This window comes from Pseudorhodoferax soli, assembly GCF_003337555.1.
Taxonomy (GTDB): domain Bacteria; phylum Pseudomonadota; class Gammaproteobacteria; order Burkholderiales; family Burkholderiaceae_C; genus Pseudorhodoferax; species Pseudorhodoferax soli.
In genome coordinates this window covers 397543-422319 of sequence record NZ_QPJK01000002.1, presented here as the reverse complement: position 1 = coordinate 422319, position 24777 = coordinate 397543, and the positions used below count along the sequence as shown (strand labels likewise).

Genomic DNA, 24777 nt, shown 5'->3' with positions numbered 1-24777 from the left:
TCATTCGCGCGGCGGCGCTTCGTCGGTGTGCCAGGCGGGCAGCTGCCAGCCTGTCCACAGGGCGATGGCGCGCAGCAGCAGCGCGCAGCTGGCGCCCGCCACCATGCCGAGCCAGTCGTCCATGCCGAGCCGGTGCCCCAGCACCACCACCCACGCGCCCGTGAAGGCGCAGACGGCATAGGGCTGGTGGTCGCTGAAGGCGCGCGGGACCTCGTTGCAGACGATGTCACGCAGCACGCCGCCGAACACCGCCGTCATCGTGCCCATCAGCACGGCCACCACGGCCGGCGAATCGGCCTGCAGCGCGATCTGTGTGCCGCTGGCCGCGAAGAGCCCCAGGCCGAACGCGTCAGGCCATTGCATGGCGCGTTCGGTGGCCGCGAAGTGGCGCGTGCGCAGGAACAGCATGGCCGCCACGCACAGCACCAGCAGCGCCCAGAGCCAGCCCGCGTGCTCCACCCAGAAGAATGGCCGGCGGTCCAGCAGCACATCGCGCAGCGTGCCGCCGCCGAAGGCTGCGAGGCCGGAGACGATGCACACGCCGACGGCGTCGAGCCGCTTGCGCGCCGCCGCCAGCAGGCCAGAGGCCGCGAAGGCGAGCGTGGCGGCTGCCTCGATCACGATCTGGGCGTTCGACAGCGTCAGTACTTGCGCCAGCGGAAGGGCTTGCATGGCGCAGGATGGTAGCGGGCACGGATGCGCACTTGTCCGACACCGCTCGGCCGGCAGGCGGCGCAGCATGGCGCCATGACACACCCATCCATGCAACTTCTGGTGGAGGAGCCCGTGCCGGGCGCCTTCGTGTGGACCCTTGCCGAGACCGACGCACGCGGCCGCCCGACCAAGGTGGCGCGCCGTGCGCCCGAGCCCGCGGACAGCTACGAGGCTGCTCTGGCTGCAGGCACGCACGCGCTGAACGTGCTGATGCGCGCCCAGCCTGTGCCCGCTCCGGCCTGAAACGGCGGGGCGCGGGCGGCCGTCCGCGGGCAGGGCGCTGGCACGATCTGCAACCCTTGTGGCCGCAATTGCACGGCCGCAACGGGTACCCTCGGGGTCTCTTCCTGGAGACAAGACCCCCATGCCCGTTCTGGAAACCAAGCTCAACGTCCGCTCCGCGGAGTTCCAGGCCAACGCCGAGGTGCTGCGCGCGGCGGTCGCCGACCTGAACGCCAAGCTGGCGCAAACGGCGGAGGGCGGTGGCCCTGCCGCGCGTGCCAAGCACCAGGCGCGCGGCAAGCTGCTGCCGCGCGAACGCGTGCAGATGCTGCTGGATCCCGGCACGCCCTTCCTCGAGTTCTCGCCGCTGGCCGCGCTGGCCATGTACCCCGACCGCGACGGCACCGACAGCGCACCCTGCGCCGGCATCATTTGTGGCATCGGCCGCGTCAGCGGCGTGGACTGCGTCGTGGTGTGCAACGACGCCACGGTCAAGGGCGGCACGTACTACCCGATGACGGTCAAGAAGCACCTGCGCGCGCAAGAGATCGCGCAGCAGAACCAGCTGCCCTGCATCTACCTCGTCGACTCGGGCGGCGCCAACCTGCCGAACCAGGACGACGTGTTCCCCGACCGAGAGCACTTCGGCCGCATCTTCTACAACCAGGCCAACATGAGCGCCCAGGGCATTGCCCAGGTCGCCGTCGTGATGGGCTCGTGCACGGCGGGCGGCGCCTATGTGCCGGCCATGAGCGATGAATCCATCATCGTCAAGGAGCAGGGCACCATCTTCCTGGCCGGCCCGCCGCTCGTGAAGGCGGCCACCGGCGAGGTGGTCTCGGCCGAAGACCTGGGCGGTGGCGATGTGCACACGCGCCTGTCCGGCGTGGCCGACCACCTGGCCCAGGACGACGCGCACGCGCTCGCGCTGGCGCGCCAGGCCGTGGCCCACCTGAACCGCAGCAAGGTGCCGCAACTGGCGCAGTTGGCGCTGCAAGCCAGCCGCCCGCCACGCCATGCCCCCGAGGAGCTGTACGGCGTGATCCCGGCGGACACGCGCAAGCCTTACGACGTGCGCGAGGTCATCGCCCGCATCGTGGACGACAGTGCCTTCGCCGAGTTCAAGGCGCGCTTCGGCACCACACTGGTCTGCGGTTTCGCCCACATCGAGGGCATGCCGGTGGGCATCGTCGCCAACCAGGGTGTGCTGTTCGCCGAGTCGGCGCAGAAGGGCGCGCACTTCATCGAGCTGTGCGGCCAGCGCAAGATCCCCCTGGTCTTCCTGCAGAACATCACCGGCTTCATGGTCGGCAAGCGCTACGAGAACGAGGGCATCGCGCGCCACGGCGCCAAGATGGTCACGGCCGTGGCCACGGTCAACGTGCCCAAGTTCACGGTGGTCATCGGTGGCAGCTTCGGTGCCGGCAACTACGGCATGTGCGGCCGTGCCTACTCGCCGCGCTTCCTGTGGATGTGGCCCAACGCGCGCATCAGCGTGATGGGCGGCGAGCAGGCCGCCAGCGTGCTGGCCACCGTCAAGCGCGACGGCATCGAGGCCAGGGGCGGGCAGTGGAGCGCCGAGGAAGAAGCCGCCTTCAAGGCGCCGATCCGCGAACAGTACGAACACCAGGGGCATCCCTACTACGCCACGGCCCGGCTCTGGGACGACGGCGTGATCGACCCGGCCGACACGCGCCGCGTGCTGGCGCTGGGCCTGTCGGCTGCGCTGAACGCGCCGATTCCCGAGCCGAAGTTCGGCGTCTTCCGCATGTAAGGAGGCCCGCCATGGCCATGCTCACCACCACCGTCCAGAACCACGTCGCCACCGTCACGCTCACCCGGGCCGAGGTGCGCAATGCCTTCAACGACGAACTGATTGCGGAACTGACCCAGGCCTTCAGCGCGCTCGGCGCGCGCGCCGACGTGCGCTGCATCGTGCTGGCGGCCGAGGGCAAGTCCTTCTGCGCCGGCGCAGACCTGAACTGGATGCGCCGCATGGCCGACTACACGCGCGCCGAGAACCTGGCCGATGCCGGCAAGCTCGCCGAGATGCTGCGCGTGATCTACACCTGCCCCAAGCCCACCATCGCGCGTGTGCAGGGCGACGCCTACGCCGGCGGCACGGGCCTGGTGGCGGCCTGCGACATCGCGGTCTCGGCCGACACGGCCGGCTACTGCCTGTCAGAGGTCAAGCTGGGGCTGATCCCGGCCACCATCAGCCCCTACGTGATCCGCGCCATGGGGCCGCGTGCCGCGCACCGCTACTTCCTGACGGCCGAGCGCTTCGACGCAGCCGAGGCGCTGCGCATCGGTTTCGTCCACGCCGTGGTGCCCACCGACGCGCTGGACACCAAAGTCGCCGAGCTCGCGCAGGCACTCGTGAACGCGGGCCCCGAGGCCGTCAAGGCCTGCAAGAAGCTGGTGCAGGACGTGGCAGAACGCGCCATCGACGCCGAGCTCATTGCGGCGACGGTGGAAGGCATCGCCGACATCCGTGCCAGCGCCGAGGGCCGCGAGGGCGTGCAGTCCTTCCTGAACAAGCGCACCCCGGCCTGGCTGCCGGCGCGCTGAACACCACAGGCCCTGCGCGCCATGGACTCGCTCGCCCAGTTCTGGAGCACGGTCGCCGCCTGGCTCGGCGTGGCGGCGGGCCAGGCCGGCAGCGTCGCGCAGGCGGGCGCGAGCAGGCTGGACATGGCGCAGCTGCTGGCCCTGGCCGGCGTGCTGGGCTGGGCCAGCGGCATCCGGCTGTATGCCGTGGTGTTCCTGGTCGGCATGTCGGGCTGGCTGGGGTGGTTCCCGCTGCCCGCCGGGCTGCAGGTGCTGCAGCACCCGGCCATGCTCGCGGCGAGCGGCTTTATGCTGTTCGTGGAGTTCTTCGCCGACAAGATTCCGGGGCTGGACTCGGTGTGGGACCTGCTGCATTCGGTGATCCGCATCCCGGCCGGTGCAGCGCTGGCGGCCGGCGTGTTCGGGGCCGACAGCGGAACCATGGCTGCCGTGGCCGGCCTGCTGGGCGGCTCGCTCGCGGCCACCGCATTCGCCACCAAGGCCACCGCACGCGCCGCCGCCAACACCTCGCCCGAGCCGTTCTCCAACCTGGGCCTGAGCCTGCTGGAAGACGGCCTCGTGGTGGCCGCCGTCTGGCTGGCCACCCACCATCCGGTCGCCTTCGGCATCTGCCTGCTGCTCGTGCTCGTGCTGAGCGTGCTGCTGCTGGTGGTGCTGTTCAAGTTCCTGCGCCTCCTGGCGCGCAAGCTGACTTCCCTGTTGTCGAACACTGCATCACAAGGTACCTGAGACATGTTCAAGAAGATCCTGATCGCCAACCGTGGAGAGATTGCCTGCCGCGTGGCCGCCACAGCGCGCCGCATGGGCGTGCAGACCGTCGCCGTCTACTCCGACGCCGATGCCGACGCCCAGCATGTGCAGGCCTGCGACGAGGCCGTGCACATCGGTGGCAGCGCGCCCAAGGACAGCTACCTGCGCTGGGAGCGCGTCCTCGAAGCCGCCAAGGCCACGGGCGCACAGGCCATCCACCCGGGCTACGGCTTCCTGAGCGAGAACGACAAATTCGCGCAGGCTTGCGCCGCCGCCGGCCTGGTCTTCATCGGCCCGCCCGCATCGGCGATCCAGGCCATGGGCCTGAAGGCCGAATCCAAGCAGCTCATGGAGAAGGCCGGCGTGCCGCTGGTGCCGGGCTACCACGGCAGCGACCAGGACCCGGCTCTGCTGGCGCGCGAGGCCGACCGCATCGGTTACCCGGTGTTGATCAAGGCCAGCGCCGGTGGGGGTGGCAAGGGCATGCGCGCGGTCGACAAGGCGGAGGACTTCGCGGCCGCGCTGGCCTCGTGCAAGCGCGAGGCCATCAACAGCTTCGGCGACGATGCGGTGCTGGTCGAGAAGTACGTGCAGCGTCCCCGCCACATCGAGATCCAGGTCTTCGGCGACACCCAGGGCAACGCCGTCTACCTGTTCGAGCGCGATTGCTCGGTGCAGCGCCGCCACCAGAAGGTTCTGGAGGAGGCGCCTGCGCCCGGCATGCCGCCGGCCATGCGCCAGCAGATGGGCGAGGCGGCCGTGGCCGCCGCCCGTGCCGTGAACTATGTGGGTGCAGGCACGGTGGAGTTCATCGTCGAGCAGCGGCCCGACGGCACGATGAACTTCTTCTTCATGGAGATGAACACGCGGCTGCAGGTGGAGCACCCGGTGACCGAAGCCATCACGGGCCTGGACCTCGTGGAGTGGCAGTTGCGCGTGGCCAGCGGCGAGCCGCTGCCGCTGCGCCAGGACCAGCTGCGCATCCACGGCCATGCGATCGAGGCGCGGATTTGCGCCGAGAACCCCGACAAGCAGTTCCTGCCCGCCACGGGCACGCTGCACGCCTACCAGCTGCCCGACTGCGTGCGCTTCGAACGCGGCCCCGTGCGCGTGGACTCCGGCGTGCGCGAGGGCGACGCCATCTCGCCGTTCTACGACTCCATGATCGCCAAGCTGATCGTGCACGGCGACACGCGCGAAGAGGCGCTGGCACGGCTGGACCAGGCGCTGGCCGCCATGCGTGTGGTGGGCGTGCAGAACAACGTGCAGTTCCTGCGCCATGTGCTGGCCAGCCGCTCATTCGCCCAGGCCGACCTGGACACCGCACTGATCCAGCGCGAGCAGGCCGTGCTGTTCCACCAGGAGCCGCTCGGGCGCGAGCTGGCCGTGGCCGGTGCCGTGGCGCAGCTGCTGCAATCCGAGCGATCGGCGGCTGCACCGGCCCCCGGCAGCTGGGCCGATCCCTGGAGCCGGCGCGACGGTTGGCGCGCCTACACACCCATGCTGCGGCGCATCGACTACCAGTTCCACGGGGAGGAGGGTGCGGCCGAACTGCGTGTGCTGCACGACGGCGCACTGCAGCTGCGCGTGGGCGAGACCACCGGCGTTCTGGCCTCCAGCACGCGTGCCGACGGGCGCATCGACCTGCAATTCGCCGGCCGGCGCGTGGTGCTGGGCTGCGTGCGCCAGGGCGAGACCGTGCACCTGTTCGCGCCGCAGGGCGCCACGCAAGTGCTGCTCGTCGATGCGCTGGCCCATGCCGGCGAGCACCAGTCCGAGGGCGGCCGGCTCACGGCACCGATGCCGGGCAAGGTCGTCTCGTTCTCGGTCAAGGCCGGCGACAAGGTCGCCAAGGGCCAGGCCCTCGCGGTGATGGAGGCCATGAAGATGGAACACACCATCGCCGCGCCGGCGGACGGCACCGTGGCCGAACTGCTCTATGCGCCGGGCGATCAGGTGGCCGAGGGGGCGGAGCTGCTCAAGCTGGCGGCGTCGTAGCACGCCGTTAGGATCGGGCCTTTTGCTGCCAAAGGTCCGATCGCCATGCGCATTGCCGTCTGCCTCCCCGAGAAGCCCGAGCCCTGGGTCCAAGGCCTGCAGGCCGAACTGCCCGACGCCGAGGTATTCGCCTGGGAGCCGGGCCAGCCGGCCGCCGACCACGCCGTGGTCTGGGCACCGCCGCAGTCCTTCATCGACGCACAGCCCAAGCTGCAGACGTTGTTCAACATCGGCGCGGGCGTGGACGCGCTCATGCAACTCGACATCCCGGCCACCACGCGCGTCGTGCGGCTGGACGACGCGGGCATGTCGGTGCAGATGGCCGAGTACGTGTGCCATGCGCTGATCCGGCATTTCCGCGAGTTCGACGTCTACGAGGCCGAGGCGCGGGCCGGCCGCTGGGTCTACCGCAAGCCGCGCGAGCGGGCCGATTTCCCGGTCGGCATCCTGGGCATGGGCGTGCTCGGCGAGCGCGTGGCCAAGGCCGTGGCGCAGTTCGAGTTCCCCGTGCTGGGCTGGAGCCGCTCGCGCAAGGACATCGAGGGGGTGCGCAGCTTCGCGGGCGAGGCGCGGCTGGGCGACTTCCTGGTCGGCACGCGCGTGCTGGTCAACCTGCTGCCGCTGACCGATGCCACACGCGGCATCCTGAACAAGACCACGCTGTCGGCACTCCAGAAGGGCGGTTACCTGATCAACATCGCGCGCGGCGGCCACTTGGTCGAAGACGACCTGATCCCGCTGCTCGACAGCGGCCAGCTGGCCGGTGCCACGCTGGACGTGTTCCAGACAGAGCCGCTGCCGGCCGCCCACCCGTTCTGGCAACACCCCAAGATCAGCATCACGCCGCACGGCTCGGCGCGCACGCTGCGGCGCGAGTCGATCGCGCAGATCGCCGGCAAGATCCGCGCGCTGGCGCGCGGCGAGGCGGTGGCTGGCGTGGTGGATCTGGAGCGCGGCTACTGAGGCCCTGAAGACGGCCATCGCCCCTGTGCCGGGACGACATGGCGCAGATGCACTGGCGCTGGCGCCGCTGGAGCGGTTGCGCCGGGCGGCACCGGGCCACATGGCGGAGCCGACGGCCTTCGTGCAGCGCGCCCGGCCGGCTGGCACGATCCGATACCAGGCTGGCCGACACGCTGTCGCGCAATGCGCTAGGCTTGCGGGCTTGCCCGCAGCAACCCGAGAGACACACCATGAAGCTCCCCACCCGCGTGAAGATCGTCGATGTCGGCCCGCGCGACGGCCTGCAGAACGAGAAGCAGCCGGTGTCGGCCGAGGCCAAGATCGGCCTCGTGCAACGCCTGCAGGAGGCCGGCCTGCGCGAGATCGAGGTGACCAGCTTCGTGAGCCCCAAGTGGGTGCCGCAGATGGCGGACAACGCCGAGGTCATGCACGGCATCCAGCGCCAGGGCGGCGTGCGCTACTCGGTGCTGACGCCCAACCTCAAGGGTTTCGAGGCGGCCATCGCCGCGCCGCGCGACGAGTGGCCCGACGAGATCGTGGTCTTCGGCGCTGCCAGCGAGGCCTTCAGCCAGAAGAACATCAACTGCTCGATCGCCGAAAGCATCGAGCGTTTCGCGCCCGTGGTGGAGGCGGCACGCGCCAAGGGCATCGCCGTGCGCGGCGCCATGTCGTGCACGGTGGGCTGCCCTTATGAAGGCGACATCGCGCCCGAGAAGGTGGGCTATCTGGCCGGGCTCATGAAGGGCATCGGCGTGCAGCGCGTGGACGTGGCCGACACCATCGGCGTGGGCACGCCGGGCAAGGTGCAGCGCGCCATCGAGGCGACACTGGCGCACTACGGCATCGACGCCATCTCGGGCCACTTCCACGACACCTATGGCCAGGCCTTGTCGAACACGCTGGCCAGCCTGGAGTTGGGCGTGTGGAACTTCCAGTCGTCGGTGGCTGGGCTGGGCGGCTGCCCTTATGCCAAGGGCGCCACCGGCAACGTGGCGACCGAGGACGTGGTCTATCTGCTGCACGGCATGGGCATCGAGACCGGCATCGATCTGGACAAACTGATCGACGCTGGCGTTTACATCAGCGAGGTGCTGGGCCGCGAGCCGCATTCGCGCGTGTCCAAGGCCATCCGCACCAAGCGCTGCGGCTGAACGGAGAGACGAGATGGAACTGCATGTCTGGTTGGCCTACTGCGTGGCGGCCTGGGTGATCGCGCTGTCGCCCGGCTCGGGGGCCGTGCTGAGCATGAGCCACGGCCTTTCGTACGGTGTGCGCAGCACCACGGCCACCATCGTCGGCCTGCAGATCGGGCTGGCCGTGGTGCTGCTGGTCGCAGGGGCGGGCATCGGCGCTGTGCTGATGGCCTCGGCCGTGGCGTTCACAGTGGTCAAGGTGCTGGGCGCGGGCTACCTGCTGTGGCTGGGCTGGCGCCAGTGGCGCGCGCCGGTGCACGGCGATGCAGCCACCGGCGTGGTGCTGAGCGAGGCCGCGCTGTCGGTGCGCCAGCGCGTGCTGCGCGGCGCGCTGACCAACATGACCAATCCCAAGGGCATCGTGTTCATGGTGGCCGTGTTGCCGCAGTTCATCGACCCGGCACGCCCGCTGTGGCTGCAGCTGCTGGTGCTGCTGGCCACCACGGTGACGGTCGACATGGTGGTCATGCACGGCTACGCCTGGCTGGCCTCGCGGCTGCAGCGCCTGCTGCGCAGCGCGCGGGCGCGCCGTTCGCAGAACCGCGTGTTCGGCGGCGTGTTGATGGCCATGGGCGCCAGCCTGTTCCTGGTCAAACGTGTTTCGAACTGAGGAATCACCGTGTGTGGAGCTGAATTGACGGCGCTGCCCGAGGGCGTGCAGCGCGTGGCGCGCGCCTTGCAGGACAAGGCGCACCCGCATGCGCCGCAGATGCTGGACGATGCCGCGCGCACGGCCCAGCAGGCGGCCGATGCGCTGGGCATCGCGGTCGGGCAGATCGCCAAGAGCATCATCTTCCGGCGCAAGAGCGACGACGCGGCCGTGCTGGTCGTGACCTCGGGCGACCGGCGTGTGGACGAGAAGAAGGTCGATGCGCTGGTCGGCAAGACGGGACGCGCCGACGCCGAGTTCGTCAAGAGCCGGACCGGCTTTTCCATCGGCGGGGTGGCGCCGTTGGCGCACGCCACGCCGCCGGTCACGCTGATCGACCGCGAACTGTTCCGCTTCGAGGAGATCTGGGCCGCGGCCGGCCATCCGCACGGCGTGTTCAAGCTGCGCCCGCAGGACCTGGAAGCCTTGACCGGCGCGCCCGTTGCCGACGTGGTGCAGACGCTATGACCCCGGCCCAGGCCCTGCTGCGGCGCGGCCCGCGCACGCTGGCAGCGGCCGGCGACGTGGGCTCGCCCTGCGTCTCGGTCTGCCGTATGGGCGCCGATGGGCTGTGCGAAGGCTGCCTGCGCCGGCTCGAAGAGATCGCAGGCTGGTCGCGCATGGACGATGCCGCGCGCCGTGCGGTATGGCGGCTGGTGCTGGAACGCGCAGGCGAGGCTGTGGCATGACAAGGCCCCCACGCTCATCGCTTCGCGTATCGCTGCCTCCCGAGGGGGCGCACCTGCGCCTTCGGGAGGCCGGGCGGCGCACATGAAGCAGATCGACTTCTATCTGGACTTCCTCTCGCCCTACGCCTACCTGGCGTTCGAGACGCTGCCCGTGGCGCTTCAGGGCCTCAGCGTCCAGGTGCGGTACAAGCCCGTGCTGCTGGGCGCCGTGCTGCGCGAGCACGGCCTGCGCGGCCCTGCGGAGATCCCGGCCAAGCGCGCCTTCATCTACCGCCAGGTGCTGTGGCTGGCCCACGAGCATGGCGTGCCCATGGACCTGCCGGCAGAACACCCGTTCGCGCCGCTGCCGCTGCTGCGTCTGGCGCTGGCCTGCGGTGCCGGTCCGCAGCCCAACCGCTACATCTGCGAGACCGTGTTCCGCCATGTCTGGCGCGGCGGTGCCGACGCCAGCGCGCCGGAGCGGCTGCAGCAGCTGGCCGCGGAACTGGCGCCGCCGCGCGATCCGTCCGGCGAGGCCGCGAAGGCCCAGTTGCGCGCCAACACCGAGGAGGCCACGGCCGCGGGCGTGTTCGGCGTGCCCGCGCTGGTCGTGGATGGCCGCGTGTTCTGGGGCCTGGACGCACTGCCCATGTTGCGCGCCTACCTGGAAGGCGACGCCTGGTTCGCCACAAGCGCCTGGGATGAGGCGCCCCGGCGGCCCTCGGCGCTCGACCGCAAGCCATAGTCCTGCCGCCGGGCGCGGGCAGAATCGCGCCACGATGCTGCCTTCCACCGCGCTCCACCAGCACCCCGACCGGGCTCTGCTGCACAACGAAGTCCATGCCCGGCCGCCGGAGGCCTTGGCGGCGCCGCTGGCCATCACCCATGTGGTCATGCTGGCCGATGCAGAGGGACGGACCGCGAGCCGTGCCCACCTGGCGGCCCTGCTGCGCGACCACCACCAGCCGCCGCCCGACGACAACACCACGCACCTGCGCGCGAGCCTGGGACCGCTGCGCCTGCGCTGGGAGCTGCACACCGAGTTCGTGACCTGGACCTTCATGCTGCCGATGACGGCGCCGCCCGCCGCCGAGCGCGTGGCAGACAGCGCCGCCTCCGAAGTGCCGCAGGACTGGCTGTCCGCGCTGCCGGGCCAATGCCTGTCGCAGCTGAACCTGTGGGTGCTGTCCGCGCGCGACGGCGAGGTCGAGGCGCTCGCGCGCCACTGGCTGCACGAGGACCCGCAGGTCGGCGCCAGCGTCGCGGGCGGGCTGGCCGAGGTCTACACCGACTTCACGATCCACGCCGACGGTGGCTCGCGCATGTTGCTGCGCGTGGGCAGCCTGTCTACACGCCGGCTGGGCCGGCTCGTGCAGCGGCTGCTGGAGATCGAGACCTACCGCATGGTGGCGATGCTCGGCCTGCCTGCGGCACGCCGTGCCAGCGCCGTGCTGGCCAGCGCCGAAGGCGAACTGGCGGCCCTGGCCGAAGCCATCCGCAGCGCCGACCGCGATGCCGAACCCGCGTTGCTGGACCGCCTGACGCGCTTGGCCGGCCAGGTCGAAAGCCAGCACGCGGCCACGCACTCGCGCTTCTCGGCCAGCAGCGCCTACTTCGAACTCATGGACAGCCGCATCGCCGACATCGCCGAGGTGCGCCGCGCAGGCCTGCAGACGATTGCCGAGTTCATGGACCGGCGGCTCACGCCCGCCCGCAAGACCTGCGAATGGGCGGTGCGCCGGCAGGATGCGCTGTCGCAGCGCGTCTCGCGCATCAGCAACCTGTTGCGCACGCGCGTGGAGATTGAGCAGCAGCAAAGCAGCCAGGCGCTGCTGGCGACCATGAATACGCGGCAAGACCTGCAGCTCAAGCTGCAGTCCACGGTCGAGGGTTTGTCGGTCGCAGCCATCACCTACTACATCGTCGGTCTGGTCAGCTACCTGGCCAAGGGTGCACAGAAGCTCGGTTGGCCCTGGTCGGCCGAGAGCACGGCGGCGCTGGCGATTCCGCTGGTTGCAGGCACGGTGTGGTGGTCGCTGCGGCAACTGCACCGGCGGATGTTCAGCCATTGAGGTCTGACAACCCACATCCTGAAACGGACTCTGCGGGTTAGTACCCGAGTTGTAAGAATCCGTTGGCCCGGTGTCAGAGATGGGTCAGTGCGCGCTCCAAGAATGCGCCTAGGCTCCCGTCCGGGGGCCGGCTACAACAGGAGACAAACGCATGGCAGCCACAATGCAGGGGGGGAAGCCGGTTCCGGCCAGCCGCCCCATGACCAAGGAGGAGCGCAAGGTCATCCTCGCCTCGTCCATCGGCACGGTGTTCGAGTGGTACGACTTCTACCTCTACGGCACGCTGGCCGTGATCATCGGCAACCAGTTCTTCTCGGCACTGGATCCGGCTTCGCGCACCATTTTCTCGCTGCTGGCGTTCGCCGCCGGCTTCATCGTGCGGCCCTTCGGTGCCCTGGTGTTCGGGCGCCTGGGCGACATGATCGGGCGCAAGTACACCTTCCTTGTCACCATCCTGCTGATGGGCCTGTCGACCTTCATCGTCGGCCTGTTGCCCGGTTACGCCAGCATCGGTGTGGCCGCGCCCATCATCCTGATCATCCTGCGCATGCTGCAAGGGCTGGCGCTGGGCGGCGAGTACGGCGGCGCGGCCACCTACGTGGCCGAGCATGCGCCACCGGGCAAGCGCGGCTTCTACACCTCGTGGATTCAGACCACGGCGACGCTGGGCCTGTTCCTGTCGCTGCTCGTGATCCTGGGCGTGCGCACTGCCATCGGCGAGACCGCGTTCGCCGAGTGGGGCTGGCGCATCCCGTTCCTGGTGTCCATCCTGCTGCTGGGCGTGTCGGTGTACATCCGGCTGTCGATGAACGAATCGCCAGCCTTTGTGAAGATGAAGGCCGAGGGCAAGGTGTCGAAGGCGCCGCTGACCGAATCCTTCGGCCAATGGCGCAACCTCAAGATCGTGATCCTGGCGCTGGTGGGCCTGACCGCCGGGCAGGCCGTGGTCTGGTACACGGGCCAGTTCTATGCGCTGTTCTTCCTGACCGGCGCGCTCAAGCTCGACGGCGCGACGGCGAACATCCTGATCGCCATCTCGCTGGTCATCGCGACGCCGTTCTTCGTGATCTTCGGCAGCCTGTCGGACCGCATCGGCCGTAAGCCCATCATCATGGCCGGCTGCCTGCTCGCCGTGCTGACCTACTTTCCGGTGTTCAACGCGCTCACCAAGGCCGTCAACCCGGACCTGGCCGCGGCACAAGCCAAGAACCAGGTCGTCGTGACGGCGGATCCCAAGGAATGCTCGTTCCAGTTCAACCCCACGGGCACGTCCAAGTTCACGAGCTCCTGCGACATCGCCAAGCAGGTGCTGTCGTCCAGCTCGGTTAGCTATGAGAACGTGGCCGGCCCGGCTGGTGCACCGGCCACCATCAAGATCGGAGAGCAGGTCATCACGAGCTACAACGCGGCTGGCCTGCCAGCAGACGAACTGAAGGCCAAGGACTCGGCGCTCAAGAAGGCCGTGACCGACGACCTCAAGGCCGCAGGCTATCCGGCCAAGGCGGACCCGGCCAAGATGAACACCTTCATGACCATCGTGATCCTGGTCTATCTGGTGATCCTCGTGACCATGGTCTACGGGCCCATCGCCGCCATGCTGGTCGAGATGTTCCCCACCCGCATCCGCTATACCTCGATGAGCCTGCCGTACCACATCGGCAACGGCTGGTTCGGCGGCCTGCTGCCGGCCACCGCGCTGGCCATCGTGGCGCAGACCGGCAACATGTACAACGGCCTGTGGTATCCGATCATCATCGCGGCCGTCACGCTGGTCATCGGCACCTTGTTCGTCAAGGAGACCAAGGACAACGACATTTACGCCAACGACTGAGGGCGCGCCGCGCCCCATGTGAGAAGGCCCGGGTCACCCGGGCCTCTTTCATTCCACGCGCGCGATGCGCCCTTCGCTGTCGTGGTGCACGGTGACGATGTTCATCTGCTGCCATTGCGCGACTTCTTCCGGAAGGCGCCCATGGATGGCGGCCAGATCTGCCGGCGTGGGCGGCTCGAAGCCCTTGCGCCGGTCCACGCCACGAAAGCGCAGGTGGTTGTACTTGGCCCAGGCCAGCAGGCTGCCGCCCAGCAGCACAATGACCAGGGCGTAGACGCCCAGCACGCCGAGGAAGCCGGCATAGCCTTGCATGTCGATGACGTGGAACTTGAACTGGTAGCCGAAGAAGGCCCAGCCGAACACCGTGATCAGCGGTAACCACAGCACCACCCACAGCAGCCAGAACACGGCCGTCAGCAAGCCGAAGACCGCGCGCTGGTTGCCGCTCTGCAGGTCCGGGCGCTCGATGATGAGCGGGTTGGCGGGGCGGTGGCTCAATTCAATGGAAAGACTGCTCATGTCTGGCTCTTCTTGTGTCAGGGTTGTGCCCGGATGCCGCGGTCCGGGCTGACCCAGGTGGCACGCTTGCTGCCGCGCAGGATCACGCGCGGCACAGCCACCAAGGTGGTGAAGACGTTGAGAATCCAGAACGCCAGCGGATACCAGATCATCCAGTAGTAGTTGCGGCCCAGGCCCTTCTCGTAGCGGCGATCGAGGAACATGGACACCGCGAACTGGAGCAGACAGGTGGTGCCGATCACGACACCATGCCAGCCCGGAATCAGTGTGTTGACGTGCCATGGCGCAGGGATGTGTACGAACTGGCCCGCGATCCAAAGCAGAATCACTGCGGCCATGGTGTAGGCCCACAGCACGCTCGTGAAGTACTCGATGTAGACGGGGATCATGCGGCGGTGCCGCCACTGGCCAAACACGGCGCGCCGGCCGAAGAGCACCTGCGTGCCCCCCATTGACCAGCGCAGGCGTTGGCGCCACAGCCCGCGGAAGGTTTCGGGCATCAGGATCCAGCACAGCGCGGCGGGCTCGAAGCGCACGTCCCAGTGGCGCAATTGCAGGCGCCAGCTGATGTCGATGTCCTCGGTCAGCGCATCAGGGTTCCAATAGCCGGCATCGTGCAGCGCTGCGCGGCGGAAGCACACCATCACGCCGGACACCGTGAACACCTTGCCGTAGGTGCGCTGGGCGCGCTTGATGAGGCCGATGATGGACGAGAACTCGCCGACCTGGATGCGGCCCAACAGCGTGGAGCGCGTACGGATCCGCGGGTTGCCGCTCACGGCGCCCACGCGCGGGCTGGACAGCAACTGGCGCATCATCCATTGCAGACAGTGCGGGTCGACGATGGAATCGCCATCGATGCACAGGAAGTAGTCGTGGCGGGCCAGCGCGGCCGCGGTGTTGAGCCCCACGGCCTTGCCCTGGTTGGCGGCCAGGTGGATCGCGCGGATGCGGCTGTCTTCGCGCGCATAGCGGTCGATCAGGGCTGGCGTGGCATCGGTGCTGCCATCGTCGATCAGCAGGATTTCGAACTCGGGGTAGTTCAGTGCACGCAGGGCGGCCACGGTCTCGTGCAGGTTGGCCGCCTCGTTGTGGCAAGGCACGAACACGCTGACCGGCGGGTAGGACGGCAACGGCGGTGGCTGGTCGAAGGCCGGGTCCTTGCGCTCGTAGTGGAAGTAGTAGTACAGGCCGCCGCACATCCACACATAGGACATGAACAGCGGGTAGTAGAAGGTGAAGTCGAACAGCCAGCCGATGCTGCGGCCCAGGTCGAAGTCCATGTTGGTCTCTCCAGTGGGTCAGAAGCGCCAGGTGGCGTGCAGGTAGATGTAGCCCTTGGTTTCGTAGACGCCGTCGTACGGGAAGCGGCGCGTGCCGACGCCATAGCGGGTCGAGAAGTCAGGGCCGATGTTCCACTCGTGCTCGTAGCGCAGGTCGTGGAAGAAGTTCCAGCCGTAGTCCTCGCGCATCCAGCCGCCACCCGGGGCATGCACATCGCTGAATTGCTTGTAGCTGCCGATGGTGATGGCGGCGCGCTGGTTGAAGCTCTTGTCGTAGCGTCGCCAGGTCAGTCAGTCGCCGGCCAGCGTGACCGACAGCGCCATGTCGCGCGCCGGGTTGAAGTAGATCGCGTCGCGCAGCGTGTTGGCGCTGGCGTAGAACGCTGGCTGCAGGTCCAGCGTCCTGCCGTAGCCGCTGTAGAGCCGCTCGGTCCAGCTGGCCGCGAAGGACTTGCGGCGGTTGCCGTCGTTGAAGTCGTAGTAGGCCAGGTCGGCCGCGATGCGGCGCGACTCGTTCCACTGGTAGGCGGCACCGACCAGGCTCTTGCTCGCGTGCAGGTGTCGGGGCGCGTTCAGGTAGTTCTCCGCATCCGGCATACGGCCCTTGAGCGGGAAGTCGTTGGTCTGGCTCTCGTGTCGCGCGCGCACCGAGAAATGGTCGCCGACCTGGCGGCTGCCGCTGATGGCCCAATAGGCGTCTTCGCCGTTGCGCAGGTCCTGGCCCACTTCCATGCTGGCCTGCCAGTCGCGGCGCGTGATCTCAATGCCCATGCCGGCGCGTTCGTGCTTGGCCGAGTTGTCGTCGAAGCTCGCGCGCGCCAGATGGTGGTTGGCGTAGACACGCTGGCCGTCACCGAGCATGCCGCTGTACAGCGTGGATTCCCAGATCAGATCGTTGTTGCCGGCCACGTGGCCCTGACCCAGGCCGCGCGTGGCGCCGCTGACCAGGAGGGGGCGCTTGCTGCGCTCCCACGCGCGCACCAGGCGTTGCACGGCGGGGTGTTCTGGCGCGCTGCGTTGCAGATCTTCGATGGCTGTGCGGGCCTGGGCGATATCGCCCTGGGCCCAGATGGCGTCAGCGAGCCCCACGCGCGCGCGGATATTGTCGGGCGACCGGTTCAGCACGGCCTCGAAGCGTTCTGCGGCTGCGCGGGGAGAGCCACGCCGCGCCAGCAGTTCGCCCTGATCAAGCCACAGGCCGGCGTCGTCGGGCAGTTCGGCCTGCAGGACACTCAGCGCCGCCTCGGCTTCGTTCAGTCGGTCGGCGAAACGCAGCAGCATGATGTCGGTGCGGCGTGCCGATACGCTGGCACCGCTGTCGCGCAGTTGGTCTTGCGACACTGCTTCGGCGGCGGGAAAGTTCTCGGCCTCGACCTCCGCGAAAATCAGGCCGGACCGGGCAGCGGCGCTGGTCGGTTCCTGCTGCAGCACGCGGCGGTACAGCGCGCGCGCTTGCGCTGGTTGACGCAATTGCAGTTGTGCGTCTGCCGCGGCCAGCACGACATAGTTCGGCTGAGCGCCGTTGGTCTCGAGTTCACGGAACAGCGCAAGGGCTTCTTCCGCGTGGCCACGCTGGCGCAGCGCGACGGTGCGGTCGCGGCGCAGGCGAAGCAGCACGTCGTTGGCTTTCTGCTGGCGCGCTTCATCGATGAGCTGGGCGTTTTCAACGAGCGCTGCGTCCATGGGCGCGTAGCGCGCCGGCGTGAAGTCGCGGTCCAGCACCTCGATGGCTTCGCGGATATGACGGCCGTTCGTGGCCTGGGCGTCGGCCAGCGTCGGTGCTGATACCGGAGCTGGTGCCGGAGCTGGTGCAGCAACTGCCACAGGAGTGGGCGCTGCCGGCATGGCCACTGGAGCAGATGCAAGCGCTGCTGGCGTCTGCACGCCCAAGGCCAGCAGACGTTCCCCGAAGGGCCGGGCGCGCTGGTCTTCATCGCGTGCCTGCAAGGCCGCGAGTGCCGACTGCAGCATAGGTACGTCCTGCCGCGCCAGCAACAGCGCTCGGCGCAACTGCGCGTCAGCGGCGGAAGGCTTGCCGTCGGCGAGCAGTGCCAGCCCAGCGCCCAGTGCGGCATCGGCGCTGCGTGGACGGCGTTGTGCCAGCAACCCATAGGCCTGGGCTGCACGAGCCCCGTCGTTCCGGCTCAACGCCGACTTGCCGATGGCGGCCAGCACATAGTCCGGCGTGGAGGTGCCCAGGCGCAGCGAGCGGCTGCTGGCCATGGCCTCTTCGTGCCGTTCGGCCCAGCTTTGAACAGCGATGAGGTCGTGCCGCACATCGAGGCGACGCGGGTTCTGCGCCAGCAGATCCTGCAGCGTGGCAAGGGCACTGTCGTACTTGCCGGCGCGCGCTTCCGCGATGGCTTGTCCGTAGCGGTCCGCCCAACTGGGCAACGCGCAACTGGCCAGCAACAGCGCTGTGAGGCAAGCCTGCAGGCGCGTGCGGGCGTGGCGCTGGCCAGGCGCTCGCGTCATGCGGCTGACCGCACGGCCGCCGACAGGCTGCGCCGGCGAATGCCCCACAGGCCCAGCAAGGCGGCGCTGAAAAGGGCCACCGAGGTGGGTTCCGGCACCTGGTTGTACAGGCTGCCTTCGTCGATGCTCGTCCAGGCGGTTGCACCGGGGCCGCGCCAGCCCAGGTCGATCACGCCGGCTTCCAGGCGGTTGAAATAGGTCATGTCGATGCCGTAGTAGCCCTGTTCCAGGTACAACTCGTCGATGCCATTCATGGCCAGCAGTTCGTACAGGCCGCGCCCGCTGCTGCCTGCCAGGGTTTCGTGCGCCATGCCGAGACTGGCGTTCAGGCCCGTCAATGTGAAGGTGAAGCCATCATCGGCGAACACGCCGAAATCGTAAACACCTGCAACGCCGACGTAGAGGTAGCCGGAAAACACGGCAGCGTAGTTGAACTCGCCGCCGCAATGCGCAAGGCTCTGGGCCTCCGTTTGCAGCGGGCAGCCGTTCGCGCCGCCGACGATTGGCGCCAGCGCGCGTTGATAGTCCTCGCCCCAGACACCGTAGGCGCCGCTGGCCTGGGTGTTGTTGTAGATGTTGTTGGCGTAGCTGACTTGGCCCGTGGTGGTGGCGGTCTTGGTCACATAGGGGTTGCTGCCCGAGGCGATGCCCGGGATGTCGCTCGTCGACCAGATGCCCGTGCCCCAGCTGTAGGCGCTGATGGCCTGCGTGGTGCCGGTTTCGTCGGTGTAGACCTGGTTGCTGAAGCGCGCATCGTTCTGCACTTTGTACCAGGTGCTGGACAGACCGCCCGCCGCGCTTCCAGTGGGCACGCTGCCAGTGGTGAGCGGATTCAGCGTGACGGTGGTCGCCGCAGCGGCAGATGAGAGAACCACGCCTGCGCACAGAAGAGCGAGCGTGGACAGCTGCAGGCGGAGGATGGATTTGCTCATATTCAGTGCCTAGTGACGGTTGGTTTGTATGCAATGAATTGTGGAAACTTCTGAGAAATCGCCCTGTGAAGAAGTCGACGTAAGGGGGCCACGCTGTGTTGCCGGCGACGCGTCAGCGACTAGCCCTGGAACGTCTTTGTGAACATTTGCACGCTTCCCAGCGCGGCTACATGCCTCTCCCTACAATTCCCCGCCTTTCACGTCTGCACCCCCACCCAAGCCATGCCCCATGGAACCATCGCCATCCGTGGCGCGCGTCAGCACAACCTCAAGAACCTGGACCTCGACATCCGCACGGGCGAGTTGACGGTGGTGACCGGGCCCAGCGGCTCGGGCAAGTCCAGCCTGGTGTTCGACACGCTCTACGCCGAAGGCCAGCGCCGCTATGTCGAGACTTTTTCGGCCTACGCGCGCCAGTTCCTGGACCGCATGGACAAGCCGGCCGTGGACCGCGTGGAAGGGGTGCCGCCGGCAATCGCCATCGACCAGACCAACCCGGTGCGGTCTTCGCGCTCCACGGTGGGCACGATGACCGAGCTCAACGACCATCTGAAGCTCTTGTTCGCGCGCGCGGGCCAGCTGTTCGACAAGGTGACGGCACAGCCCGTGCGCCACGATTCGCCCGACAGCATCTATGCCCAATTGCAACGGCGCGCCGCGGAGCAGAACGATCCGCGGCTGGTGCTGACCTTTCCGGTGGAACTGCCGGCCGGCACGTCGGGCGAGCAGGTGGCCGAATGGCTGTTGGCCAGCGGCTTCACGCGCATCCAGGCCGAGCGCGAGGTGGCCACGCCCGCCGGTCCGCGCAAGCTGCTCGATGTGGTGGCCGACCGCTTCCGCCTGGCCGGCACCGAGCGCGTGCGTGCGGTCGAGGCCATCGAGACCGCGCTCAAGCGTGGCGCCGGCAGGCTCAACGTCTACGCGCTCGCGGCCGAGCCCGACGCCGCGCCCGAGATCTGGCGCTTCTCCACGGGCCTGCACTGCCCCGACAGCGACCTGCGCTACGCCGACCCGATCCCGTCGATGTTCTCGTTCAACTCGCCGGTCGGCGCATGTGAGGTCTGCCGCGGCTTCGGCCGCGTGATCGGCGTGGACTACGACCTGGTCATTCCGAACGACAAGATGACGCTGCGTGCCGGCGCCATCAAGCCCATGCAGACACCGGCCTGGCAGGAAGCCCAGGACGACCTCATGCGCCATGCCGAGGCCGCCGGCATCCCGCGCGACACGCCCTACAAGCAGCTGACGCCCGAGCAGAAACATTGGGTGATCCACGGCTCGCCCAACTGGAACGGCAAGTGGAACCAGCACTGGTTCGGCGTGAAGCGCTTCTTCGAGTACCTGGAGAGCAAGGCCTACAAGATGCACATCCGCGTCTTGCTGTCCAAGTACCGCAGCTACACGCCATGCGAGACCTGCGGCGGCGCACGGCTCAAGACCGAAAGCCTGCTCTGGCGCCTTGGCAGCAAGGACGATGCGGACGCCGTACTCGAACCGGCCAAGCGTTTCATGCCGCAAGGCGTGCAGTGGACGCGCCCGCAACTCGAAACCTTGCCGGGCCTCACGCTGCACGACCTCATGCTGCTGCCCATCGACCGGCTACGCCGCTTCTTCGACCGGCTTTCCACCGGCACGCCTACGGCAGGGCAGGGCGAGGCCCAGGCCCTGCGCCTGCTGTTCGAGGAGATCACCACGCGGCTGCGCTACCTCTGCGACGTGGGCATCGGCTACCTCACGCTGGACCGCCAGAGCCGTACGCTGTCGGGCGGCGAGGTGCAGCGCATCAACCTCACGACGGCGCTCGGCACCTCGCTGGTCAACACGCTGTTCGTGCTCGACGAGCCCAGCATCGGGCTGCACCCGCGCGACATGCACCGCATCATTGAGGCCATGCAGCGCCTGCGCGATGCGGGCAACACGCTGGTCGTGGTCGAGCACGACCCGGCCGTCATGTTCGCGGCCGACCGCATGATCGACATGGGCCCGGGCCCCGGAGAGCGCGGGGGCCAGATCGTGTTCGACGGCAGCACGGCGCAGCTGCGCCACGCCGATACGCTGACTGGCCAGTATCTGGGCGGGCGCAAGCAGATCGGCATCGGCCAGCGCCGCCCTGTCGGCGAGAACACACCACGCTTGATCCTCGAAGGTGCGCGCGAGCACAACTTGCGCGATGTGACGGTCGACATCCCTCTGCAGCGCCTGGTCTGCGTGACCGGCGTCAGCGGGTCGGGCAAGTCCACGTTGATCCAGGACGTGCTGGCGCCGGCACTGCTGCGCCACTTCGGCCGCGCCACCGATTCGCCCGGCCTGCACGACCGCCTGCTCGGTGCCGACCACCTGGCCGACGTGGTGTACGTCGACCAATCGCCCATCGGCAAGACCGCGCGCTCCAACCCGGCCAGCTACGTGGGTGCGTGGGACGCCATCCGCGCGCTGTTCGCAGATGCCCCGCTCGCGCGCCAGCGCGGCTACACCGCGTCGAAGTTCAGCTTCAACAGCGGCGACGGCCGTTGCCCGACCTGCGGCGGCTCCGGCTTCGAGCATGTGGAGATGCAGTTCCTGTCCGACGTTTACCTGCGCTGCCCGGACTGCGACGGCAAGCGCTACCGCCCGGAGATCCTGGAGGTGCCGATCGAACGCCGCGACGTGGCGAGCGCGAAGCGCCGCCAGTTCAGCGTGGCCGACGTGCTCGATCTGACTGTCTCGGAGGCCGTGCTGGTGTTCGAGAACGACCGCGAGGTGGTGCGCGCATTGCAGCCCATCGTCGACGTGGGCCTGGAATATGTGAAGCTTGGCCAGCCCGTGCCCACGCTGTCGGGCGGCGAATCGCAGCGGCTCAAGCTCGCAGGCTTCCTCGCCGAGGCCGCCAAAAGCGGCGCCTCCTCGCGCCAGAGCCTGGCACGCAAGGGCACGCTGTTCCTGTTCGACGAGCCCACCACGGGCCTGCACTTCGACGACATCGCCAAGCTCATGCGTGCGCTGCGCAAGCTGCTCGATGCCGGGCATTCGCTGGTCGTGATCGAGCACAACCTCGACGTGATCCGCGCCAGCGACTGGCTGATCGACATGGGCCCCGAGGGCGGCGACGGCGGTGGCCTGCTCGTGGCCACCGGCACGCCCGAGCAGGTGCGCGAGCACGCTTCTTCGCACACCGGCGCCGCGTTGCGCGCGTACGAGACCGCGATGGAGCCGGGCCAGGCGCTGGCCGTGCACGAGCCGGCACCGCGCTACGCGGCGGCTGCGCCCGACGCCATCGAGATCGTCAACGCCAAGGAGCACAACCTCAAGTCGCTCTCGGTGAAGATTCCGCGCGGCAGCTTCAACGTGGTCACCGGCGTCAGCGGCTCCGGCAAGTCCACGCTCGCCTTCGACATCCTGTTCAACGAAGGCCAGCGCCGCTACCTCGAATCGCTGAACGCCTACGCGCGCAGCATCGTGCAGCCGGCCGGCCGGCCCGAGGTCGACGCGGTCTACGGCATTCCGCCGACGGTGGCCATCGAGCAGCGGCTGTCGCGCGGTGGCCGCAAGTCCACGGTCGGCACTACCACCGAGGTCTGGCACTTCCTGCGGTTGCTGTACGTCAAGCTGGGCGTGCAGCACTGCACCAAGGACGGCGCACCGGTGCAGCCACAGACGCCGGACAGCATCGCCGCCCAGCTGATGCGCCAGTTCCGCGACCAGCACGTGGGCCTGCTGGCACCGCTGGTGATGAACCGCAAGGGCGTCTACACCGAGCTGGCCGACTGGGCGCGCCCGCGCGGCTACACCCACCTGCGCGTGGACGGCAACTTTCTGCCGACCACGGGCTTCCCGCGCATCGACCGTTTCAAGGAACACACCATCGAGCTGCCGGTGGCCAGCCTGGACGTGACGCCCGCCAACGAGGGCCGGCTGCGCGACGCACTGGCCCAGGCGCTGGAGCACGGCAAAGGCGTAGTGCATGTGCTGAGCGAGCTCGACGGCTTGCGCGGCGCATTGGCCGATGGGCAGCCCACGGCCCACATCGGCGCGCTGCTGGCGTTCTCGGCCCGGCGCGCCTGCCCGGTATGCGCCACCTCGTACGCCGAGCTCGATCCGCGCCTGTTCTCCTACAACAGCAAGCACGGCTGGTGCCCCGACTGCGTGGGCACGGGCGTCAAGCTCTCGAAGGAGCAGCGCGCCGTCTACGACGACTCGGTGCGTGACGACGACAACAAGGGCCGTGAACAGACCTTCGCCGAGCCGGAAGCCGACGATGTGGGCGAGCACGCCTGCCCGGCCTGTGCCGGCACGCGGCTGAACGCCACGGCACGCGCCGTGCGCTTCGACGGCCGCTCGATCACCGACATCGCGCGCATGTCCGTCGCGCAGGTCCGCACCTGGGTGCAGGCGCTGTTGGCCGGTGGCCGGCTGTCGGCCCGCGAGGCCGACATCGCACGCGACCTGCTGCCCGAGATCGCCAGCCGGCTCGAGTTTCTGGAAGAAGTGGGCCTGGGCTACCTGACGCTGGACCGGGGTGCGCCCACGCTGTCCGGTGGCGAGGCGCAGCGCATCCGCCTGGCCGCGCAGCTGGGCAGCAACCTGCAGGGCGTCTGCTACATCCTGGACGAGCCCACCATCGGCCTGCACGCGCGCGACAACCACATCCTGCTCAACGCGCTGCACAAGCTCGGCGACAAGGGCAACACGCTGGTCGTGGTCGAGCACGACGAGGACACCATCCGCCGTGCCGACCACCTGATCGACATCGGCCCCGGCGCCGGCAAGCGCGGCGGCCGGCTCGTGGCGCAAGGCAGTGCGCAGGATCTGGCCAATGCCGAGGACTCGGTCACCGGCCGCTACCTGCGCGATGCCATGCGCCATCCGCTCAAGGCCCGCCGCGGCACCGAGCCGGGCACCAGCTGGCTCTCGGTGCGCGGCGCACGCGAGCACAACCTGCAGAACGTGGACGCCGACGTGCCGCTCAAGCGCCTGGTGGTGGTGACCGGCGTCAGCGGATCGGGCAAGTCCACGCTGGCGCGCGACGTGCTGCTGTCCAACGTGCAGACCGTCGTGGCACAGAAGTCCACCCAGGCCGGCCTTGCGGCGCTGGCGCTGCATGGGGCCAGCTGGACGGGCTGCACCGAGGTGCGCGGCTACGAGCAGATCGACCGCGTGCTCGAGGTCGACCAGACCCCGATCGGCAAGACGCCGCGCAGCTGCCCGGCCACCTACATCGGCTTTTGGGACACCATCCGCAAGCTGTTCGCCGAGACGCTGGAGGCCAAGGCCCGCGGCTACGGCCCCGGCCGCTTCTCGTTCAACACCGGCGAGGGCCGCTGCCCGACTTGTGAAGGCCAAGGCATTCGCACCATCGCGATGAGCTTCCTGCCCGACGTGAAGGTGCCCTGCGAGAGCTGCCACGGCGCACGCTTCAACCCCGAGACGCTCGCCGTCAGCTGGCGCGGCAAGAGCATCGGCGAGGTGCTGCAGATGGAGGTCGACGAGGCGGTCGAGTTCTTCGCCAGCATGCCCAACATCGCCCACCCCTTGCAGTTGCTGAAGGACGTGGGCCTGGGCTACCTGACGCTGGGCCAGCCCTCGCCCACGCTGTCGGGTGGCGAGGCGCAGCGCATCAAGCTCGTCACCGAACTCAGCAAGGTGCGCGACGACGTAGGCCGCCGCGGCCAGAAGGCGCCGCACACGCTGTATGTGCTGGACGAGCCGACCGTGGGCCTGCACATGGCCGACGTCGAGAAGCTGATCCGTGTGCTGCACCGGCTGGTCGATGGCGGCCACAGCGTGGTCGTGATCGAGCACGACCTGGACCTGATCGCCGAGGCCGACTGGGTGCTGGACCTGGGCCCCGAGGGCGGCGATGGCGGTGGCCGCATCGTCGGCGCGGCGCCGCCGGAAGAACTGGTGCGACTGGGCACGGCGACGGGCAAGGCACTGGCCCCGGTGCTCGCGCGCTGACGG

Annotated in this window: 20 protein-coding genes; 14 read left to right on the top strand and 6 right to left on the bottom strand. The window is 68.7% G+C overall.

Annotation, left to right across the window (positions count from 1 at the left end):
• Entirely contained in the window at positions 1-672 is a 672-nt protein-coding gene (locus DES41_RS08645; protein WP_114467231.1) for a trimeric intracellular cation channel family protein, read from the bottom strand.
• 90 nt (positions 673-762) lie between these two features.
• Here DES41_RS08645 and DES41_RS08640 point away from each other — a divergent pair, with 90 nt between their 5' ends.
• From DES41_RS08640 to DES41_RS08580, 13 genes are all read left to right on the top strand, one after another.
• Entirely contained in the window at positions 763-957 is a 195-nt protein-coding gene (locus DES41_RS08640) for a hypothetical protein (protein ID WP_245965627.1), read from the top strand.
• Between the two features lie 121 nt (positions 958-1078).
• On the top strand, positions 1079-2710 hold the full coding sequence (locus DES41_RS08635) for a carboxyl transferase domain-containing protein (RefSeq protein ID WP_114467229.1): 1632 nt from the start codon (positions 1079-1081) through the stop codon (positions 2708-2710).
• Positions 2711-2721: 11 nt separating this feature from the next.
• On the top strand, positions 2722-3507 hold the full coding sequence (locus tag DES41_RS08630; RefSeq protein WP_114467228.1) for an enoyl-CoA hydratase/isomerase family protein: 786 nt from the start codon (positions 2722-2724) through the stop codon (positions 3505-3507).
• A 21-nt stretch (positions 3508-3528) separates the two neighbouring features.
• The gene (locus DES41_RS08625) at positions 3529-4236 is read left to right on the top strand and encodes a DUF4126 domain-containing protein (RefSeq protein ID WP_114467227.1); all 708 of its coding nucleotides are present in this window, start codon (positions 3529-3531) and stop codon (positions 4234-4236) included.
• A 3-nt stretch (positions 4237-4239) separates the two neighbouring features.
• Positions 4240-6255, top strand: coding sequence for an acetyl/propionyl/methylcrotonyl-CoA carboxylase subunit alpha (locus tag DES41_RS08620; protein ID WP_114467226.1), 2016 nt, complete (start codon positions 4240-4242; stop codon positions 6253-6255).
• A 45-nt stretch (positions 6256-6300) separates the two neighbouring features.
• Entirely contained in the window at positions 6301-7218 is a 918-nt protein-coding gene (locus DES41_RS08615) for a 2-hydroxyacid dehydrogenase (RefSeq protein WP_114467225.1), read from the top strand.
• A 230-nt stretch (positions 7219-7448) separates the two neighbouring features.
• Entirely contained in the window at positions 7449-8369 is a 921-nt protein-coding gene (locus tag DES41_RS08610; RefSeq protein WP_114467224.1) for a hydroxymethylglutaryl-CoA lyase, read from the top strand.
• Positions 8370-8382: 13 nt separating this feature from the next.
• Positions 8383-9021 carry a homoserine/homoserine lactone efflux protein gene (rhtB, locus tag DES41_RS08605; protein ID WP_114467223.1) on the top strand — a complete coding sequence of 213 codons (639 nt, stop codon included), beginning with the start codon at positions 8383-8385 and terminating at the stop codon, positions 9019-9021.
• A 9-nt stretch (positions 9022-9030) separates the two neighbouring features.
• Positions 9031-9528: a YbaK/EbsC family protein gene (locus DES41_RS08600; protein ID WP_114467222.1), complete on the top strand. Its 498-nt coding sequence runs from the start codon at positions 9031-9033 to the stop codon at positions 9526-9528.
• Entirely contained in the window at positions 9525-9749 is a 225-nt protein-coding gene (locus DES41_RS08595; protein WP_114467221.1) for a DUF1289 domain-containing protein, read from the top strand. Before DES41_RS08600 ends, DES41_RS08595 begins: the two co-directional genes overlap by 4 nt.
• Positions 9750-9831: 82 nt before the next feature.
• A complete protein-coding gene (locus tag DES41_RS08590; RefSeq protein ID WP_114467220.1) occupies positions 9832-10473 on the top strand; it encodes a 2-hydroxychromene-2-carboxylate isomerase in 642 nt (213 codons plus the stop codon).
• Between the two features lie 34 nt (positions 10474-10507).
• Positions 10508-11800 (top strand): DUF3422 family protein, encoded by a 1293-nt coding sequence (locus tag DES41_RS08585; RefSeq protein ID WP_114467219.1) that lies wholly within the window; start codon positions 10508-10510, stop codon positions 11798-11800.
• 151 nt (positions 11801-11951) lie between these two features.
• Positions 11952-13631: an MFS transporter gene (locus DES41_RS08580; RefSeq protein ID WP_245965626.1), complete on the top strand. Its 1680-nt coding sequence runs from the start codon at positions 11952-11954 to the stop codon at positions 13629-13631.
• Positions 13632-13679: 48 nt separating this feature from the next.
• On the opposite strand, the gene pgaD is transcribed toward DES41_RS08580, so the two are convergent.
• From pgaD to DES41_RS08560, 5 genes are all read right to left on the bottom strand, one after another.
• Positions 13680-14150 carry a poly-beta-1,6-N-acetyl-D-glucosamine biosynthesis protein PgaD gene (gene pgaD, locus DES41_RS08575; RefSeq protein WP_114467217.1) on the bottom strand — a complete coding sequence of 157 codons (471 nt, stop codon included), beginning with the start codon at positions 14148-14150 and terminating at the stop codon, positions 13680-13682.
• A gap of 17 nt (positions 14151-14167) precedes the next feature.
• Entirely contained in the window at positions 14168-15433 is a 1266-nt protein-coding gene (pgaC, locus tag DES41_RS08570; RefSeq protein WP_114467216.1) for a poly-beta-1,6-N-acetyl-D-glucosamine synthase, read from the bottom strand.
• A gap of 18 nt (positions 15434-15451) precedes the next feature.
• A complete protein-coding gene (locus DES41_RS37720; protein ID WP_147282818.1) occupies positions 15452-15646 on the bottom strand; it encodes a hypothetical protein in 195 nt (64 codons plus the stop codon).
• A 78-nt stretch (positions 15647-15724) separates the two neighbouring features.
• Positions 15725-17908 carry a poly-beta-1,6 N-acetyl-D-glucosamine export porin PgaA gene (gene pgaA / locus DES41_RS08565; protein WP_147282817.1) on the bottom strand — a complete coding sequence of 728 codons (2184 nt, stop codon included), beginning with the start codon at positions 17906-17908 and terminating at the stop codon, positions 15725-15727.
• Positions 17905-18840, bottom strand: coding sequence for a PEP-CTERM sorting domain-containing protein (locus DES41_RS08560; protein WP_114467214.1), 936 nt, complete (start codon positions 18838-18840; stop codon positions 17905-17907). Before DES41_RS08560 ends, pgaA begins: the two co-directional genes overlap by 4 nt.
• A 222-nt stretch (positions 18841-19062) precedes the next feature.
• Between DES41_RS08560 and uvrA the strand changes: the two genes are divergently transcribed.
• Entirely contained in the window at positions 19063-24774 is a 5712-nt protein-coding gene (gene uvrA / locus DES41_RS08555) for an excinuclease ABC subunit UvrA (protein ID WP_114467213.1), read from the top strand.
• Positions 24775-24777: the final 3 nt, after the last annotated feature.